This is a genomic window from Vreelandella zhaodongensis (genome assembly GCF_013415115.1).
In the GTDB taxonomy this organism is placed as follows: Bacteria; Pseudomonadota; Gammaproteobacteria; order Pseudomonadales; family Halomonadaceae; genus Vreelandella; species Vreelandella zhaodongensis.
Genome location: NZ_JACCDD010000006.1, coordinates 42,079 through 58,582 on the forward strand (window position 1 = coordinate 42,079; position 16,504 = coordinate 58,582).

Below are 16,504 nucleotides of genomic sequence, written 5' to 3' on the forward strand. Positions count from 1 at the left end.
TAAAAGGACAAGGACAATACGATGATGCAGATGCCTTCAACTTCCCACTATGTTGGCAGCCAAGGCGCTGACTGGTGGCGCGGTGCCGTGATTTATCAAATTTACCCGCGCAGCTTTTTAGACAGCCGTGGCGACGGCATTGGTGACTTAAAAGGGGTAATCGACAAGCTCGATTACATTGCCTCGCTTAATGTCGATGCGATTTGGTTGTCGCCATTTTTTACATCGCCGATGAAGGACTTTGGTTACGATATTAGCGATTATCGCGGCATTGATCCGATGTTTGGCACCTTGGAAGATTTTGATCGACTGGTAGAAGCCGCTCATGCGCGAGGGCTGAAGGTAACCATCGACCAGGTGATGTCGCACACGTCAGACCAGCACGCTTGGTTTGAAGAGAGCCGACAAAGCCGTGATAACCCCAAAGCGGACTGGTACGTCTGGGCCGACCCCAAGCCTGATGGTGCACCGCCGACTAATTGGCAGTCGGTGTTTGGCGGCAGCGCTTGGCAGTGGGACACGCGCCGCTGCCAGTACTACCTGCATAACTTCCTGGCGAGCCAGCCGGACCTTAACTTCCGCACCCCCGCCGTGGTTGACGCCATGTTGGAAGAGGTACGCTTTTGGCTAGAGCGGGGCGTAGACGGTTTCCGTCTGGATGCGGTGAACTTCTGCACCCACGGTGAACTTAACGATAATCCACCGCGCGAAGAAGTCATTGAAAGCTTTTTAGGCGTTCGCCCAGACAACCCCTATGGGTACCAGTTACACCAGTACGATAAAACCCAGCCGGAAAATGTAGTGTTCTTAGAACGCCTACGCGGCCTGTTAGACGAGTACCCAGGCACGACCAGCGTTGGCGAAGTAGGCGACGACGATGCCTTAGGCGTGATGGCAGAATACTCCCAGGGCGGCAAGCGCCTACACATGTGTTATTCATTTAACCTGCTGACCGACAAAGCCGACCCCGATTACCTGCATGCCACACTCACCGAAATGGAAGCACGCATTGGCGACGGTTGGCCCTGCTGGGCGCTAGGAAATCACGATGTTACCCGCCTTGCCACCCGCTGGCAGGCTGAAGGGCAGCTGGATAAGCTGCGGCTTTATATGGTGTTCCTGCTTACCCAGCGGGGCAGCGTGTGTCTCTATCAAGGTGAAGAGTTAGGGCTGCCTGAGGCCGAACTTACGTTTGAGCAGTTGGTGGACCCTGCTGGCATTACTTTCTGGCCTGCTTATAAAGGCCGTGATGGCTGCCGAACGCCGCACCCCTGGCAAGCTGACGTACCACATGCTGGCTTTAGTAACGTCACGCCCTGGCTGCCAGTGCCCGAGTCTCACGCCAGCCTCGCCGTTGACCAGCAAGATAACGATGCTGGTTCGTTGCTCAATGCTTATCGCGAGTTTTTGGCGTTCCGCCGTACCCTGCCTGCGCTAGTAAAAGGCGACGTGCGCTATCACGCTGTGCGTGATGATGTGCTCTGTTTAGAGCGCACCTACCAGCAAACACGGTTGCTGATTGCGCTAAACTTTAGTGATCAAGCCATCACTCGCTCGGCTCCTGAGAGCGCAGAATCTCTCCAGAATGCTCCTGCATGGCTAAACGGCGAGTGGCAGGGTGGCCAACTGATGCTGCCGCCATACGGCGTAGCGATTGCCCGTTGCTCACAAACCGAGGAGAACGCACCATGGGACGTTTAACGCTTAGTGGCATCGGTAAATCCTTTGGCGGCGTGGAAATCTCTCGGGATATCGACCTAACGATTGAGGATGGCGAGTTTGTGGTGTTCGTTGGCCCCTCTGGCTGCGGAAAATCCACCTTGCTGCGTATGATTGCCGGCCTGGAAGATATCACTGAAGGCGATATGCAGCTTGATGGTCAGCGGATCAATGAGATTCCGCCCCAGGAGCGCGATATCGGTATGGTGTTCCAATCCTATGCGCTTTACCCGCATATGAGCGTGGCGGAAAATATGGCGTTTGGCTTAAAGCTGGCGCGTACTGATAAAGCCGAAATTCATCGCCGCGTGCAGCACGCCGCTGAAATGCTGCACTTAACTGAATTGCTTGAGCGCAAGCCCAAAGACCTTTCCGGTGGCCAGCGTCAGAGGGTCGCTATTGGCCGAACCTTGGTAAAAGAGCCAGCGGTGTTTCTGTTCGATGAGCCGCTCTCTAATCTGGATGCCGCCCTGCGGGTGGATATGCGAGTGCAGATTGCGGCACTGCATAAGCGCCTGAATGCCACCATGATTTACGTGACCCACGATCAAGTGGAAGCGATGACGCTGGCTGACCGTATTGTGCTGCTTTCCCGTGGCCGTATCGCCCAGGTCGGTGCGCCGCTTTCACTCTATCACTTCCCTAAAACCCTTGAGGTGGCCGAGTTCATCGGCTCGCCGCGCATTAATACCTTCCCCGTGACGGTGATAGATCCAGGCGAGCGGCGAACGGTGGTGCGTCTACATAGCGGTGACACGCTGGCAGTGGCGGTCAATGGCAAGCATCTTCAGCCAGGGGATAGCGTAACGCTTGGGCTGCGGGCGGAAGATTTTGTCGCCGCAGAGCAGGCAGAAGCCACGCTGAGCGCCACCTTAATGGTGGCGGAAAAGCTGGGTTACGAAACGCTGGCGCACTGGCAGGTAGCAGGTATTAGCGTTCCGCTCACCCAGCGTTTAGATGGTTTGACCCACTTAGAAGAGGGCCAAACGGTGCGTTTGGGGCTGGCGGGCCAGCATTGCCACCTGTTTGATCAGCATGGCAATGCTTGCCCCCGACAGGTAGAAGTAGACGGTGTTAGCCAGTAGCGCGTTAGAAAAAGAGCATGTTTCAGAGGCTAGTTCCGAGTGGGTTAGAAGAATGTTAAACCCACTTGGAATAGCCGCTCCACGTCACGAATTCGCCGCTTATCGATCACAAACAGAATGACGTGGTCGCCGCTTTCGACCATCACATCTCCATGACCAATGATGACCTCTTTGCCCCGAACGATGGCACCAATGGTGGTGCCTTCAGGCAGATTGATCTCAGCAATGGTACGGCCCACCACCTTGGACGACTGCTTATCACCGTGGGCGATAGCCTCGATGGCTTCCGCAGCGCCACGGCGCAGCGAGTGCACATTGACAATATCGCCTCGGCGGACGTGGGTAAGCAGGCTGCCGATGGTCGCTTGCTGGGGGGATATGGCGATATCGATTTCGCCCCCCTGAACCAAGTCCACGTAGGCAGCGTTGTTAATCAGCGTCAGTACTTTCTTTGCTCCCAGGCGCTTGGCCAGCAGCGACGACATAATATTCACCTCGTCGTCGTTGGTCAGGGCACAAAAGATATCGCAGTCTTCGATGTTCTCTTCTTCCAGCAGCCGCTTGCTGGTGGCGCTGCCGTGGAGAACCACCGTACGGTCAAGCCGCTCGGAAAGCGCAGTGCAGCGCTCTAAACTGTGCTCGATAATCTTGACTTGATGGCTGTGCTCCAGGTGTTCGGCCAACCGTTCACCGATATTGCCGCCTCCGGCAATTACTACCCGACGAAAATCCCGTTCAACACGGCGTAGCTCGCTCATTACCGCGCGAATATCGCGCCGTGCGGCAAGGAAAAACACCTCGTCATCGGCTTCAATCACCGTGTCGCCACGGGGAATAATCGGCCGATTGCGCCGGTAAATCGCCGCCACACGGGTTTCCACATTGGGCATGTGCTTGGCTAAAAAGGCTAAATCCTGCCCCACCAGTGGGCCACCGTAAAATGCCTTGACTGCGACCAACTGCACCACACCCCCGGCAAACTCCAATACCTGCAGTGCACCGGGGTGCTCAATCAGGCGACGTACATGATCCGTCACCACTTGTTCGGGGCTGATCAGCACATCAATAGGAATCGCTTCGTGGGCAAACAGCCCTTTACGCGTGAGGTAGGCCGTTGAGCGGACGCGGGCAATTTTGGTGGGGGTGCGAAACAGCGTATGCGCTACTTGGCAGGCAATCATATTGACTTCGTCGGTGTTGGTCACCGCAATTAGCATATCGGCGTCTTCACAGCCCGCCTGACGTAGCACAATCGGATACGAAGCTGCGCCCGTCACCGTGCGAATATCCAGTTTGGTGTGCAGTTCGCGAAGCTTTGCACCGTCAGTATCAACAACAGTGATGTCATTTTCTTCGCGGGCTAGGTGCTCCGCCAGGGTGGCACCGACCTGGCCGGCACCCAAAATAATAATCTTCATCGGTGGTTAGATCACTCTGGCGATATGTCACTAAAGATAGTCACCTATCTACGGGGAGGCTGTCGAGCGCTGCAGCGATAGGAAGTCCCTTTATGGAGCTAAAAGCCCATTTTTTTACGCCTTTTTGACGGCTAACGCCTTAAACGCCATCGATTTTTTACGCAGGCAATCCCTAATCTCTGGGTGCCAATCAAAGGAGGCACTTCGATGAATTTTGCACTGTTGATAATCGCGACCGGGACAGCGGCGTATTTGTTTTACGCGCTAGTTTGCCCCGAGCGTTTTTAGGAGATCGCCATGAACGACATGATCGCCATTTATGCCATCGTGGCATTACTTGGAGTGCCATTGGGAATATACATTGCCTGCGCGCTAAGTACTCAGCCAAGCCGAGTCGACACGCTGTTTCGCGTGATAGAGACGCCTATTTATCGATTAGCAGGCGTTAACAGTCAAAGCATTATGACGTGGCAAGTGTATGCACTCGCCATTCTGAAGCTACATGTAGGTTTGATACTACTGGCATGGTTGGTGTTTATGTGTCAGGGCTTGCTGCCCCTGAACCCTGATGGCATACCCGGCATGAAGTGGGATACAGCGCTGCATACGGCGGTTTCGTTTGCCACCAATACCAACCAGCAGCACTACTCAGGCCAGGCGCAGCTTTCCCACCTAAGCCAAACCTTTGCCATTGTAACGCTGCAGTTTTTAACACCTGCTACTGGGCTCGCTGTGCTGGTCGCAATAGCCCGTACCTTGCTTGTAGCTCGGCCTGCGGGAACGGTAAAAGGGGTTGGTAATTACTACCATGACCTAACCCGTACAGTAGTGCGCGTGATGTTGCCGCTGGCAGCGGTGGTGGCGCTGTTGCTGACGTCGCAAGGAGTGCCTTCTAGCTACCAGGCGGCGCACCAGATTGAAATGTTGGACTCGCAAGTGGAAGAAGTGCAGTCGATCCCCTTGGGGCCGGTTGCATCCATGGTCGCGATCAAGCAGTTAGGCACCAATGGTGGTGGCTGGTATGGGCCGAACTCTAGCGTTCCGCTTGAGAACCCAACACCATTATCCAATGTGATTGAAACCGCTTCGCTGACGATAATTCCCTTCGCATTACTGATTGCCATCGCACTTATTAGTGGCCGACGCCGATTAATGATGGGTATTGGTGCTGTGATGCTGACGTTTTCGCTGATTTCAACCTCGGTTGTGGTTTCTTCGGAACGTATGCCGAATGCTGCTCTTGTCGAGCTTTCCCAGCCTGGCGCTAATCTGGAAGGCAAAGAACTACGGTTTGGTACGGATCTTTCCGCGCTATGGGGCAGTTGGACGACACAAACATCGAACGGATCCGTGAACGCCATGCACGACAGCTTCAACCCCATGGGCGGGATGATGCTGTTGATGGATATGTTTGTGAACGTCACCTTTGGCGGCGTAGGTGTTGGGCTTATCGGTTTCTTCCTCTATCTGATGTTGGCGGCTTTTGTTGGCTCATTGATGGTCGGTAGAGCGCCAGAACTGTTTGGTAAGCCGCTAGAAACCCGTGAAATGCGCTGGATCTCGCTAGCAATCCTGGCGCAGCCGTTAGTCATTCTTGGTCTCTCTGCGCTTACCGTGGCGATGCCTGGCGCTGCTGGAACCTCAAACCCTGGTTTCCACGGCCTATCCCAAGTGCTTTATGAATTCACCTCAGCATTTGCCAATAACGGCTCTGGTTTTGAAGGGCTTGGCGATGATACGACCTGGTGGAACCTCGCCTGTGTTATCGCACTAATGGTCGGTCGATTCCTGCCCATGCTGGTGCCATTAGCGGTGGCCGGATGGTTGGCAGCGAAGCGCACTGCACCCGCAGGACGCGGCACCTTACCGATGGATAGCCCTGCATTTATGGGATTGACCGCCGGTGTGATTGTGATTGTTAACTTGCTGGGCTTCTTACCGGCGTTAGTGCTTGGCCCGATTGCTGAAGCCGTCACGCAAGGCTTCTAGGAGAAACGAGATGTCACATACTGAGCTTGCTAAACAGCCGCGTCGGCCGGTACCCATTGGTCACGTCGTTGCTGGCGCAGTGAAAGGACTTGCGCCTCGTCAACTTGCGCGTAACCCGGTGATGGCCGTGGTCGCCATTGGTACCGTCGTGTGCTTTGGGCTGACGCCCATTGCTTTTGCCCAGGGAGAAAACGGCGGCTTTGCATTGGCCATAGCGTTGTTGTTGCTGGCCACCGTACTGTTCGCCACAGGTGCCGAGTCGCTGGCAGAGTCACGTGGTAAAGCCCACGCTGGGGCGCTGCGTAAAACCAAGGGAGAGTTGAAGGCGGTTAAGCTGAACGCTGATGGTACGACTAGCAATGTAACGGCCGACTCCCTCCGAAAAGGCGATCGTGTGAAGGTTGTGGCGGGACAACTGATTCCCGCCGATGGCGATATCGTTGAAGGGGCTGCCTCGATCAATGAGTCGGCTGTCACCGGTGAATCTGCGCCCGTACTGCGTGAAGCGGGCACCGATAACAGCGGTGTCAGTGCTGGGACCAAAGTGCTGTCGGATCATCTGATTATTCAAGTCAGCGCTAACCCTGGCGAATCGTTGTTAGATCGCATGATTGCCCTGGTGGAAGGTGCTAACCGACAGAAGACACCTTCCGAGCTGGCGCTATCGGTACTCTTGGCCATGCTAACGCTGGTGTTTTTGATCGTGGTGGTCACGTTGGTGCCTATGGCGGCTTTCGTGGGCGTTGAAACCTCCACGGTCATGCTCGTGGCGTTGCTGGTTTGTTTGATTCCTACCACCATTGGTGGCCTCTTGCCCGCTATCGGTATTGCGGGTATGGAGCGCGCTATGCGGGCTAACCTGGTGGCTAAATCCGGTAAGGCCGTCGAGATTGCTGGCAGCATCGACACTTTGCTGCTGGACAAAACCGGCACGATAACGCTTGGCGATCGCCGTGCGACGGAGTTTGCTCCCTGCCAGCAGGTTCCACGTCAGCGAGTTCGTGACGTGGCTTTTTTAACGTCCCTGGATGATCCCACGCCAGAAGGCCGTTCCATTGTGGAGCTAGCCACTGAGCAGGGCGTCGATGTCCAGCTTAGTGAAGAAGCCGATGGTGCAACCTTTGAAGCGTTTAGTGCGGAAACACGCCTGTCAGGCGTTGACCTGACCAGCGGTAGAAAGCTGCGCAAGGGAGCACCGAATGCTATCGCCGATTGGGTAAAAGCCCAGGGGGGGGACATACCCAGCGATTACGAGCAGGTCATTGCACGTATTTCTCGAGATGGCGCAACCCCCATTGCGGTGGCAGAAGGCAAACAGATTTTGGGCGTGGTAGCGCTATCTGATGTGATTAAAAGTGGTATCGCGGAGAAGTTTGCTGAACTGCGTGCCATGGGTATCAAAACCGTAATGATCACGGGGGACAACCCAATTACGGCGTCGGCTATTGCTGCGACGGCAGGCGTGGATGACTACATTGCCGAAGCCACGCCAGAGCGCAAGCTAGCGTTGATTCGCGAAGAGCAAGCCAGTGGTCGCTTGGTTGCCATGGTGGGTGACGGTACCAACGATGCTCCCGCTCTCGCTCAGGCTGATCTAGGGCTGGCAATGAACTCAGGCACCCAGGCAGCCCGTGAAGCAGCCAATATGGTGGATCTGGACTCTGACCCCGGCAAGCTGATTAGTGCGGTGGAAATTGGCAAGCAGTTGCTGGTTACCCGTGGCGCGCTGACGACGTTCTCGCTGGCGAATGATGTGGCTAAATACTTTGTTATTTTGCCAGCGCTGTTTGCCGCCAGCTTCCCTGCGCTTGGCGTGCTCGACGTTATGAATTTGCACTCGCCGACCACGGCGGTGCTAGCAGCAGTGCTATTCAACGCGTTAATCATTCCGGCATTAATTCCCTTTGCCTTGCGCGGTGTGTCTGTGAAGGCGGCATCGGCGACGGAGTTGTTGCGTCGAAATCTGCTGATTTATGGCCTGGGTGGGCTGCTGCTGCCATTCCCTGCCATCAAGCTTCTCGATATGCTGATTGCGTTATTTATCTAGGAGAAATGTGATGAATGTAGATATGAAACGCCAGATCGCTGCGAATGACGATGTGCTGCAGGCAAAGGCCTCCTGGGGCAATGCACTTCGCTTTATGGTGGTAATGGCAGTTCTTCTGGGGCTGATTTACCCGTTGGTTACCACAACACTGGGTGGCTGGTTATTCCCCGAGCAGGCCCAAGGTAGTTTGGTTCGAGACGTCTCAGGTCGGGTGGTCGGGTCAAGCCTGGTGTCCCAAACGTTTGTCAGCGATGAGTATTTTATTGGCCGCCCATCAGCGGCAGGCAATGACGCAGGTGATGTCTCAGGATCTAACTTGGCGCCGAGCAACATATCGCTGCGCGAGCGTGCCCAGGCAGATGCAAATGCCATTGCTCAACGTGAAAACGTAAGTGTCGATCAAATCCCTGTTGATCTGATTACCGCGTCCGGCTCCGGTATCGACCCGCATATCTCCCCCGAGGCGGCTGAGCTACAGGTTGCCAGAGTAGCGCAAGCACGCGGCATCGACGAAGCTACTGTGACGGCGCTAATTGATCAAGCACTTGAAAACACAGGCTGGCTGGGCTCTCCGTTGGTGAATGTGTTGCGGCTGAATGTCAGTTTGGATGATCGTTTTCCAGTATCATCAACCACCGCAGCGCCATTAACCCCAGCTCCCGTCATCTCGACGGCTTCAGACACCATGGAGTAAACCAATGTATTCAGCGGATCAGCGCCCCGATCCCAATACATTGCTAAAAGCCGCGCGCCGAGAGGCGCGCGGCTGTTTGCGTGTATTTCTGGGAGCCGCGCCCGGTGTCGGTAAAACATACACCATGCTTCGCACCGCCCGTGAACGGGCAGAGGAAGGTGAAGATATTGTAATTGGCGTGGTGGAGTCACACGGACGCGCTGATACTGAAGCCTTGTGTGATGGGTTGGCACGGCTTCCGTTAGCACCTTTAAAGCACCATGGCCGAACCTTCTATGAATTTGATATTGATGCGGCTCTGGCGCGACGTCCCACTATTTTGCTGGTGGACGAACTTGCCCACCGTAATATCCCCGGTAGTCGGCACCCACGTCGTTACCAGGATATTGAAGAGCTGCTGGATGCAGGTATTGACGTGTGGACAACCGTTAACGTCCAGCATCTCGAAAGTTTGAATGATGATGTTGCGCGGATTACTGGGATTCGCATGCGCGAAACGGTGCCCGATGCGCTGTTAGAGCGCGCCCGAGATGTATCGCTTGTTGATTTAACGCCTGACGAACTCCTTGAGCGCTTAAGGCGCGGCAAAGTCTATATACCCGAGCAAGCCCGTGCTGCCATGGAAGGCTACTTTAATGAATCCAATCTCAACGCGCTGCGTGAGCTGGCGATTCAAACCATGGCTGAACGCGTGGATGCTGACGTTAAGGTGGCAATGGATGCTGGCGGCAGGGCTGGCCCCTGGCCGGTAAGACCGCATCTCTTGGTGGTGATTAATGGAAGTGAAGACGACGTATCGCTGGTTCGCGCGGCTCATCGGATGGCAGAGCGGCGCTTAGCGGTATGGCGAGCGGTCTATGTTGATAAAGGAATTGTCTCTCCAGAGCAGCAACTGGCCGTTGAGCAAGTTTTCAGCTTGGTTACTCGGCTGGGTGGCGATTCAATACGTTTACAAGGGCATAGCCAGCTAAGTGAAGTTCTCAACTATGCGCGTTCAATTAATGCGACCACCATTGTGGTGGGGCGCGAAGCGAAGCGTCGCTGGTGGAAATGGTCACGGCCTCTGGCCCAACGCTTGATGGCGCATGCCGAGGCGTTCGATATTGTTATAGTGGCTAAAGGGGCTGTGAAAAAGCGCACCGATCAATGGCAGCGTGGCTGGACACTGCATCCTCCCCAATTACTCGGCACGAGCTTGGCGGTATCGGCGTCCCTCGGGGTAGCGCTCATGCTGGAACCCTGGCTTGAACTGGCCAACTTATCATTGGTGTTTTTAGTGGCCGTACTGTTTAGTGCCGTATGGGCGGGCACTGCCATGGCAATGTTAAGTGCCATCGCGAGCTTTTTAGTATTTAACTTCTTCTTTACCGAGCCACGTCTTACTTTTGCCATGGTGGAGCGGGGACAACTGCTAACTGTGGTGTTCTTCTTGCTCGTGGCCGTGGTGGTCGGACAGCTTGCTGGACGTGGGCGTCGGCGCTTGATTGCACTGCGTGCTAGCCGCGACCAGACCCAGCTTTTATTGCGTTACGCTGAACAGCTATCAACCGCAACAGACAGCGCCAGTGCAGCAAAAATTGGCGTTGATACATTGGTGCAGTGCTTTGCGGTGCCCACGGTATTTATTGAAAGCGCCGAAAGCGCGAATGAAGTGCGAGTGGTGCATGCACTGCCAGATTCAGAGCGGTTGGACATGGCGGCCAAGCAGGCAGCGGTGTGGAGCTGGCAACATCAAAAAACCAGCGGTCAAGGCACCGATACTCTGAGCCAGCAGGCTTGGCGCTTAATACCACTGGCAGTGCAGGGAGAAAAAGTAGGGATGTTGGCGCTTAAGCTGTCGGAAAGCCTAAAAACGCTCAACCATGAACAAGAGTCGTTAATGGATACGCTGGTGCGTCAGCTTAGTATGGCGTTAGAGCGCACTCGGCTAGTGGCGGAGCTGAACACAACCCGTGTCTCCGAGGAGAACGAGCGTCTGCGCTCTGCGTTACTCTCATCGGTGTCTCATGATCTGCGTACACCGCTCTCTTCTATTATTGGTTCGGCCAGCTCATTGATTGAACTTAAACCGCAGCTAAGCGATAGCGACCAGCGCGAGCTACTGGATGGCATCTTGTCCGAAAGCGAGCGCCTTAATCGATACATACAAAACTTGCTGGATATGACCCGACTAGGGCACGGCACGTTAAAAATTGAGCGAGACTGGGTAGCGTTTGACGACGTCATTAATTCGGCGCTCAAGCGCTTGGGTCAATCACTTAAGCATGTCGTTGTCCGCAAGTCTTGGCCTCCTTCGTTACCGCTACTTTATGTCCACCCTGCGCTGGTAGAGCAAGCGTTGGTGAATGTCTTGGATAACGCTCAACGTTTTTCGCCACCCGGGGGGGAGTTGAGTATAAAGGCGCACCTTAATGAAGGTGATCCTGCAACGTTGGTCATCACCGTAGAAGATCAAGGCCCGGGCATTTCTCACGAACTGCGCGAACAGGTCTTCGATATGTTTTACAGCGGTGGCGACGGCGACAGGAGCGCCCATGGCAGTGGCCTTGGTTTAGCCATATGCCGTGGCATGATTGGTGCCCATGGCGGCACGATTATGGCCGGTACTGGTGAGAGTGGGCGAGGTACCGCGATTATTATAACGCTGCCATTATTAGGTGCAGATATCAGGAGGGGTGATGAAGAGTGAAGGCAGCGGTCGTATTTTGATTGTTGACGATGAGCAGCAGATTCGGCGTTTTCTGCGTATCAGCCTAGCCTCCCAGGGCTATGGAGTACTGGAGGCGGAGAACGGTAAGCAGGCGTTAGCCATGGTATATACCCAAGCCCCCGACGTCGTGCTGCTCGATTTAGGCTTGCCTGATATGGATGGTCATGAAGTGCTGCAGGGGATACGTGAGCACAGCACTGTGCCGGTCATTGTGGTATCTGTTCGTGATCGTGAAGAAGAAAAAGTCTTTTCGTTAGATAACGGTGCCAACGATTACGTTACCAAGCCCTTTGGTATTCAAGAATTACTTGCGCGTATAAGAGCGGTATTACGCTTGGCACAGAAGGCGCGGGGAGAGCAAACATCAAGCTACTATGTCAGTCAGGGATTAGTGATTGACCTGGAACTAAGGCGGGTGACGCTGCAGCAAGACGATGTGCATTTAACCCGAAAAGAGTTCGCTGTCTTGGCTCGCCTGTGCCGTTATGCTGGGCGTGTCGTCACGCAGACCCAGTTGCTAAAAGAGATATGGGGGCCAACGCATATAGACGATACGCACTATTTACGCATCGTGATTAGTCGCCTGCGGCAGAAACTGGGAGATGACCCGCAAACACCCACCCTGCTTCAAACAGAAGCAGGCGTCGGGTATCGATTATTGGTAGAAGCCGCACTGCGTCCTGGAACGTAGTATCGTTTTAAATATGCTAACGCCGCCAGAACATGGGGGTGAGCAGTACCACGACCGTTAAAATTTCCAGGCGACCCATTAACATACCGATGCAAAGTAGCCATTTAGCTGCATCGGGTAGTGTTGCAAAGTTACCTGCCGGGCCAATGGTATCACCGAGACCAGGGCCTACATTCGCCACCGCAGTGGCCGCACCGGAAAGGGCAGTGACTAAGTCCAAACCCAATGCTGAAAGGCCCAACGCAAGCACCGCAATCGTAATAAAGAAGAAGAAAGAGAAGGCCACTACGCTGCGGGAAATATCGCTGGTCACTGGCTGCTGATTATAGCGCGTTGTGAAAACCCCATTAGCGTGAATCAGGTAGCGCAACTGATTACGCAACATCAGCATAGCGATTTGGAACCGGAAAATTTTCATACCACCGCTGGTAGAGCCGCTACAGCCACCCATAAACGTAAGATAGAAAAACGCCGCGATGGGTAATGAACCCCATAGGGTATAGTCGTCGGATGCATAGCCCGTAGTGGTCACGACTGAAATGACGTTAAACGTGACATGAGTGAGCGAGACAAACCAGTCATCGCCTTGGTAAAAACGCCACGCGCTGAGAATCAAGATCGCTGTTAGCAGCAGTTTTAACAAACCGCGCACTTGCTGGTCTTTCCACAGTGCGCTGCGGGATGTGCGAATAAAGCGAATATACAAGACAAACGGTAGCGCACCACTGAGCATAAAAAAGCTACCCATCCACAACAGCCACGGCTGCTCAGCATAGGCGCTAAACGATGCGTCAGAGTTAGCAAAGCCACCGGTCGCCAGTGATGTCATTCCATGTACAACGGCATCCAGGGGGAGCATTCCTCCTGCCCAATAGCTCAGCATGGCCACCAGTGTCAGACCTACATAGATACTTAGCGTCGCTTTGGCAATGCCGCCAGTACGGGGCATCACTTTATCGGACCAGTCGGAAGATTCAGTGTGAAATAGCCGCATGCCGCCAACTTTAAGAAACGGCAGAATGGCGATGCCCATTACGATGATGCCGATACCGCCCATCCACTGCATTAAGCCTCGCCACAGTTTTAGACCGTCGGATAAATCTTCGATCCCAGACAAAATGGTTGAGCCGGTGGTGGTAATCGCGGAGACCGACTCAAAGACTGCATTAGTAACGCTAAGTTGGGGCGCACCTAAGATAAGCGGAAGGCTGGCAAAACAGCTGATGCTGGTCCAGCTGCCTGCCGTCAATATAAACATTTGCCAGGGCTTCAGCTCTAACGACACTCGACGGGTTAGCAACCAAGTGATGATGGCTGCACTTAGGATAATTAGAAGAGACATCCCGAACGCGGGAGCGTCAGGATCTTTCTCAATAAGGAGAACAATCCAAGGCAGTGTCATAAACATGGCAAGAACTAACCATAACACTGCCATAATTTTAAAAATTTGTGCCCAATTGCGGTAAGCGTCTCGATAGTAAATCCCGCTGGGAAAGATGGTCATAGATCCGCTCTTAAATTGCCCTGATGTTTATCGCGATATCACACCATGGCAACCGCAAAAAGTCCGTAAAATTTCCCTAAAAAAACACGCAAGTAACGAACTGAGCAATGAAAAAACCGACCCCATTAATGGGGCCGGTGACGAGCAAGGTGCTCAAGCGAGGAAGCGGAAGTTGGTTAAGATTAGCCTTTGACGCCCCCGGCAGTTAACCCGCCAATAATCCAGCGCTGGCAGATCAAGAACGCGACGGTAATGGGCAGGCCAGAAAGCACCGCAGCGGCGGCAAAGTTGCCCCAGCGCTGGTTGTGGTCGGCAAGGTATTGTTGGGCACCTACCGCCAGGGTGAGCTTGTGTTCATCCACCAGCAGTACCGAGGCCATGGGGTATTCCATAATGCTCATGACGAACGCCAGAATGAAAACCACCATCAAAATGGGAATCGACAGCGGCAGCAGGATGTAGCGGAACGCCTGCCAAGTGCTGGCGCCGTCCACCATGGCGGCTTCTTCCAGCGAGCCATCAATCGACTCAAAGTAGCCTTTAATGGTCCAGATATGCAGAGCGACCGCGCCCAGTGATGCCACGATCAGTGCGCCATGGGTGTTGATGCCCAACCAGCCAACAAACTGTCCCAGTCGGTCGAACAGGGCGTAGAGCGCCACCAGTGACAGCACAGCGGGGAACATCTGGAAAATCAGCATGCCTTTCAAAAGCGGTTCTTTGCCTTTAAAGCGCATACGCGCAAAGGCGTAAGCGCTCGTCGTCGCTAACATTAGAATCAGCACGGAAGAGACGACCGCCACTTTTATTGAGTTCCACAGCCACAGCAGCACGGGAAAGGGTGGTTGAACAATGCTGCCATCCGGGCGTTCCCAGGGGATCCCCAGCGCTAGCGACCAGTGTTCTAACGAGAAACGTTCGGGAATCAGGCTGCCGGTGGCAAAGTTGCCCTCGCGAAATGAGATCGAAATCACCAGCAGCAGTGGGAAGACGATTAGCGAAACGAAGCAGATCAAAGCAAGGTGGGCGCCTAAACGACGTGCACCCACCGAGCGGGGTTGAACCATGGCCATAAGTAACCTCCTAAACCTTAACCTTGGAAAGGCGCAAATTAAGCATCGACATACCCGCGACCAAGAGGAAAATGAGCGTTGCGATGGCGGCAGCCAACCCAAAGTTCTGTCCGGCATCCTGGAAGGCAATACGGTAGGTGTAGCTGACCAATAGGTCGGTGGTACCTGCTGGCGTACTTGCGCCCAGAATGTCGGGGTTGCCGCCCGTTAATAGCGCAATCAGCACGAAGTTATTGAAGTTAAACGCGAAGGCGGCAATTAACAGCGGTGTTAGCGGTTTAATAATCAGCGGCAGGGTAATCTTGAACAGGTTGGTAATTGGGCCGCCGCCATCTACCGCTGAGGCTTCATAGAGATCTTGGGGAATGGCTTGGATTAGCCCCATGCACAGCAGCAGCATATAGGGGTAGCCCAGCCACGTATTGACAATCAGTAGCATGGAACGCGCCAGCCACGGGTCGGTGAACCACTCTGGCCGAACGCCAAACAGCGAGTCCAGAATCATATTCACTTCACCGAAGTGTTGGTTAAACATGCCTTTAAAGATCAAAATGGAAATAAACGCGGGCACGGCGTAAGGCAGAATTAACAGCGTGCGATAAACGGCTTTGCCCTTGAGTTGGTCCCACTGCAACAGTGACGCCAGCACAAAGCCAACGGCCAGGGTAAAGACCACCGTCAGTGCGGCAAAGACAAAGGTCCACACGAAAATCTGCATGAACGGACCGCGAATGTCGGGATCGGTGAAAATCTTCGTATAGTTGGCAAACCCCACATTGACTGGCCATCCTGGCGTGATCCGTTCGCCATCATCAGTGACAAAAAAGCCAATGGTGTGATCAGGGGTCAGTACTCGATCGTCCCGCCGGTCATAAAGAGAGCCATCTTCCAGCACGTCGTAACGATCAAGCATGGGCGCAAATTGGCGAATTCCCGCCATGCGCAGTTCGGTGCCGTCGGGAGTAAGTAGCCGTAGCCCCTGAAGTGCGCTGCGTGCCTGGACAAGCTCGCGCATGGGTAGTGCCTCACCCGCAGGCGGTTCCGTGACGGCTTGAATGCCTATTTGGCGCGACTCCCTGTTATCCAGGTTCAGTGGTGATGTTTTGAAACGCTGTGAGCCGCTATCTAGCAGCAAGCGGGTTAGATCGCCTTCTTGATAAAGTGTAAGGTCAAAGGCGGCATCGTCTTCCTGATAGCTTTGGCTTAGCAGCTGGCCTCGTACGCGCTCCTCAGAAAGCAAGTTGCTGGAGCTGTAGTTACTAAAGCTAATGCCAATGGTGTACAGCAACGGGAAAATAACAAACACCCCAAGTCCCGCTACGGCAGGAAAAATATAGCGGTGGCTCATTAGCGTTCGCTTGGTAAACACCACACCCAGCGAGGCGCCCAGCACTAGAAATAGTAAGGCAAACATCCACTGGCCGTTGAGGTGAAATGCCAGCACTAACCAGAGTAGTGCGATGACCATGAACGCAATCGCGCAGCGTAAAGCCCATCGGGTGTAACGTTCAGTGAGGTGGCGAGAGCGGTGGCGGGGAAGGCCACGAGAGGCGTTGGTGGTATACATGACGATA

At 54.3% G+C, this 16,504-nt stretch carries 12 protein-coding genes; 8 read left to right on the forward strand and 4 right to left on the reverse strand.

All coding sequences use genetic code 11. The features are described 5' to 3' along the window. Window positions 1-21: 21 nt before the first annotated feature. A complete protein-coding gene (locus HZS79_RS11345; RefSeq protein ID WP_179927921.1) occupies window positions 22-1,701 on the forward strand; it encodes an alpha-amylase family glycosyl hydrolase in 1,680 nt (559 codons plus the stop codon). Next, entirely contained in the window at window positions 1,689-2,804 is a 1,116-nt protein-coding gene (gene ugpC, locus HZS79_RS11350; RefSeq protein WP_179927922.1) for a sn-glycerol-3-phosphate ABC transporter ATP-binding protein UgpC, read from the forward strand. The genes HZS79_RS11345 and ugpC overlap by 13 nt, the downstream gene beginning before the upstream one ends. Before the next feature lie 44 nt (window positions 2,805-2,848). Here ugpC and trkA read toward each other — a convergent pair whose 3' ends face one another. Next, on the reverse strand, window positions 2,849-4,222 hold the full coding sequence (gene trkA / locus HZS79_RS11355; RefSeq protein WP_162219325.1) for a Trk system potassium transporter TrkA: 1,374 nt from the start codon (window positions 4,220-4,222) through the stop codon (window positions 2,849-2,851). A 207-nt stretch (window positions 4,223-4,429) separates the two neighbouring features. Here trkA and kdpF point away from each other — a divergent pair, with 207 nt between their 5' ends. From kdpF to HZS79_RS11385, 6 genes are read left to right on the forward strand one after another with little or no spacing between them, the layout of a single operon-like run. Beyond that, on the forward strand, window positions 4,430-4,510 hold the full coding sequence (gene kdpF, locus HZS79_RS16970; RefSeq protein ID WP_371829572.1) for a K(+)-transporting ATPase subunit F: 81 nt from the start codon (window positions 4,430-4,432) through the stop codon (window positions 4,508-4,510). Between the two features lie 9 nt (window positions 4,511-4,519). Further along, complete coding sequence (kdpA, locus tag HZS79_RS11365) at window positions 4,520-6,211, forward strand: potassium-transporting ATPase subunit KdpA (RefSeq protein WP_179927923.1); 1,692 nt, start codon at window positions 4,520-4,522, stop codon at window positions 6,209-6,211. A gap of 10 nt (window positions 6,212-6,221) precedes the next feature. Beyond that, on the forward strand, window positions 6,222-8,258 hold the full coding sequence (kdpB, locus tag HZS79_RS11370) for a potassium-transporting ATPase subunit KdpB (RefSeq protein WP_179927924.1): 2,037 nt from the start codon (window positions 6,222-6,224) through the stop codon (window positions 8,256-8,258). Window positions 8,259-8,268: 10 nt separating this feature from the next. After that, window positions 8,269-8,952 carry a potassium-transporting ATPase subunit KdpC gene (kdpC, locus tag HZS79_RS11375; RefSeq protein ID WP_238401477.1) on the forward strand — a complete coding sequence of 228 codons (684 nt, stop codon included), beginning with the start codon at window positions 8,269-8,271 and terminating at the stop codon, window positions 8,950-8,952. 4 nt (window positions 8,953-8,956) lie between these two features. Continuing rightward, window positions 8,957-11,641: an ATP-binding protein gene (locus HZS79_RS11380; RefSeq protein WP_179927925.1), complete on the forward strand. Its 2,685-nt coding sequence runs from the start codon at window positions 8,957-8,959 to the stop codon at window positions 11,639-11,641. Beyond that, complete coding sequence (locus HZS79_RS11385) at window positions 11,631-12,353, forward strand: response regulator (RefSeq protein WP_179927926.1); 723 nt, start codon at window positions 11,631-11,633, stop codon at window positions 12,351-12,353. Before HZS79_RS11380 ends, HZS79_RS11385 begins: the two co-directional genes overlap by 11 nt. 16 nt (window positions 12,354-12,369) lie before the next feature. On the opposite strand, the gene HZS79_RS11390 is transcribed toward HZS79_RS11385, so the two are convergent. The 3 genes from HZS79_RS11390 to malF all read right to left on the reverse strand — a co-directional run bounded on the left by HZS79_RS11390 (window position 12,370) and on the right by malF (window position 16,497). Further along, window positions 12,370-13,857: a TrkH family potassium uptake protein gene (locus HZS79_RS11390; RefSeq protein ID WP_179927927.1), complete on the reverse strand. Its 1,488-nt coding sequence runs from the start codon at window positions 13,855-13,857 to the stop codon at window positions 12,370-12,372. Between the two features lie 182 nt (window positions 13,858-14,039). Then, on the reverse strand, window positions 14,040-14,930 hold the full coding sequence (malG, locus tag HZS79_RS11395; protein ID WP_096651441.1) for a maltose ABC transporter permease MalG: 891 nt from the start codon (window positions 14,928-14,930) through the stop codon (window positions 14,040-14,042). Between the two features lie 10 nt (window positions 14,931-14,940). Next, on the reverse strand, window positions 14,941-16,497 hold the full coding sequence (malF, locus tag HZS79_RS11400; protein WP_179927928.1) for a maltose ABC transporter permease MalF: 1,557 nt from the start codon (window positions 16,495-16,497) through the stop codon (window positions 14,941-14,943). Between the last annotated feature and the right edge of the window lie 7 nt (window positions 16,498-16,504).

Excerpts from the sequence above, each read along its gene's own strand:
- kdpB (WP_179927924.1), top strand. The coding sequence starts at position 6,222 with ATGTCACATACTGAGCTTGCTAAACAGCCGCGTCGGCCGGTACCCATT.
- HZS79_RS11345 (WP_179927921.1), top strand. The coding sequence starts at position 22 with ATGATGCAGATGCCTTCAACTTCCCACTATGTTGGCAGCCAAGGCGCT.
- kdpA (WP_179927923.1), top strand. The coding sequence starts at position 4,520 with ATGAACGACATGATCGCCATTTATGCCATCGTGGCATTACTTGGAGTG.
- HZS79_RS11380 (WP_179927925.1), top strand. The coding sequence starts at position 8,957 with ATGTATTCAGCGGATCAGCGCCCCGATCCCAATACATTGCTAAAAGCC.
- kdpF (WP_371829572.1), top strand. The coding sequence starts at position 4,430 with ATGAATTTTGCACTGTTGATAATCGCGACCGGGACAGCGGCGTATTTG.
- malF (WP_179927928.1), bottom strand. The coding sequence starts at position 16,497 with ATGTATACCACCAACGCCTCTCGTGGCCTTCCCCGCCACCGCTCTCGC.
- trkA (WP_162219325.1), bottom strand. The coding sequence starts at position 4,222 with ATGAAGATTATTATTTTGGGTGCCGGCCAGGTCGGTGCCACCCTGGCG.
- ugpC (WP_179927922.1), top strand. The coding sequence starts at position 1,689 with ATGGGACGTTTAACGCTTAGTGGCATCGGTAAATCCTTTGGCGGCGTG.
- kdpC (WP_238401477.1), top strand. The coding sequence starts at position 8,269 with ATGAATGTAGATATGAAACGCCAGATCGCTGCGAATGACGATGTGCTG.
- HZS79_RS11385 (WP_179927926.1), top strand. The coding sequence starts at position 11,631 with ATGAAGAGTGAAGGCAGCGGTCGTATTTTGATTGTTGACGATGAGCAG.
- malG (WP_096651441.1), bottom strand. The coding sequence starts at position 14,930 with ATGGCCATGGTTCAACCCCGCTCGGTGGGTGCACGTCGTTTAGGCGCC.
- HZS79_RS11390 (WP_179927927.1), bottom strand. The coding sequence starts at position 13,857 with ATGACCATCTTTCCCAGCGGGATTTACTATCGAGACGCTTACCGCAAT.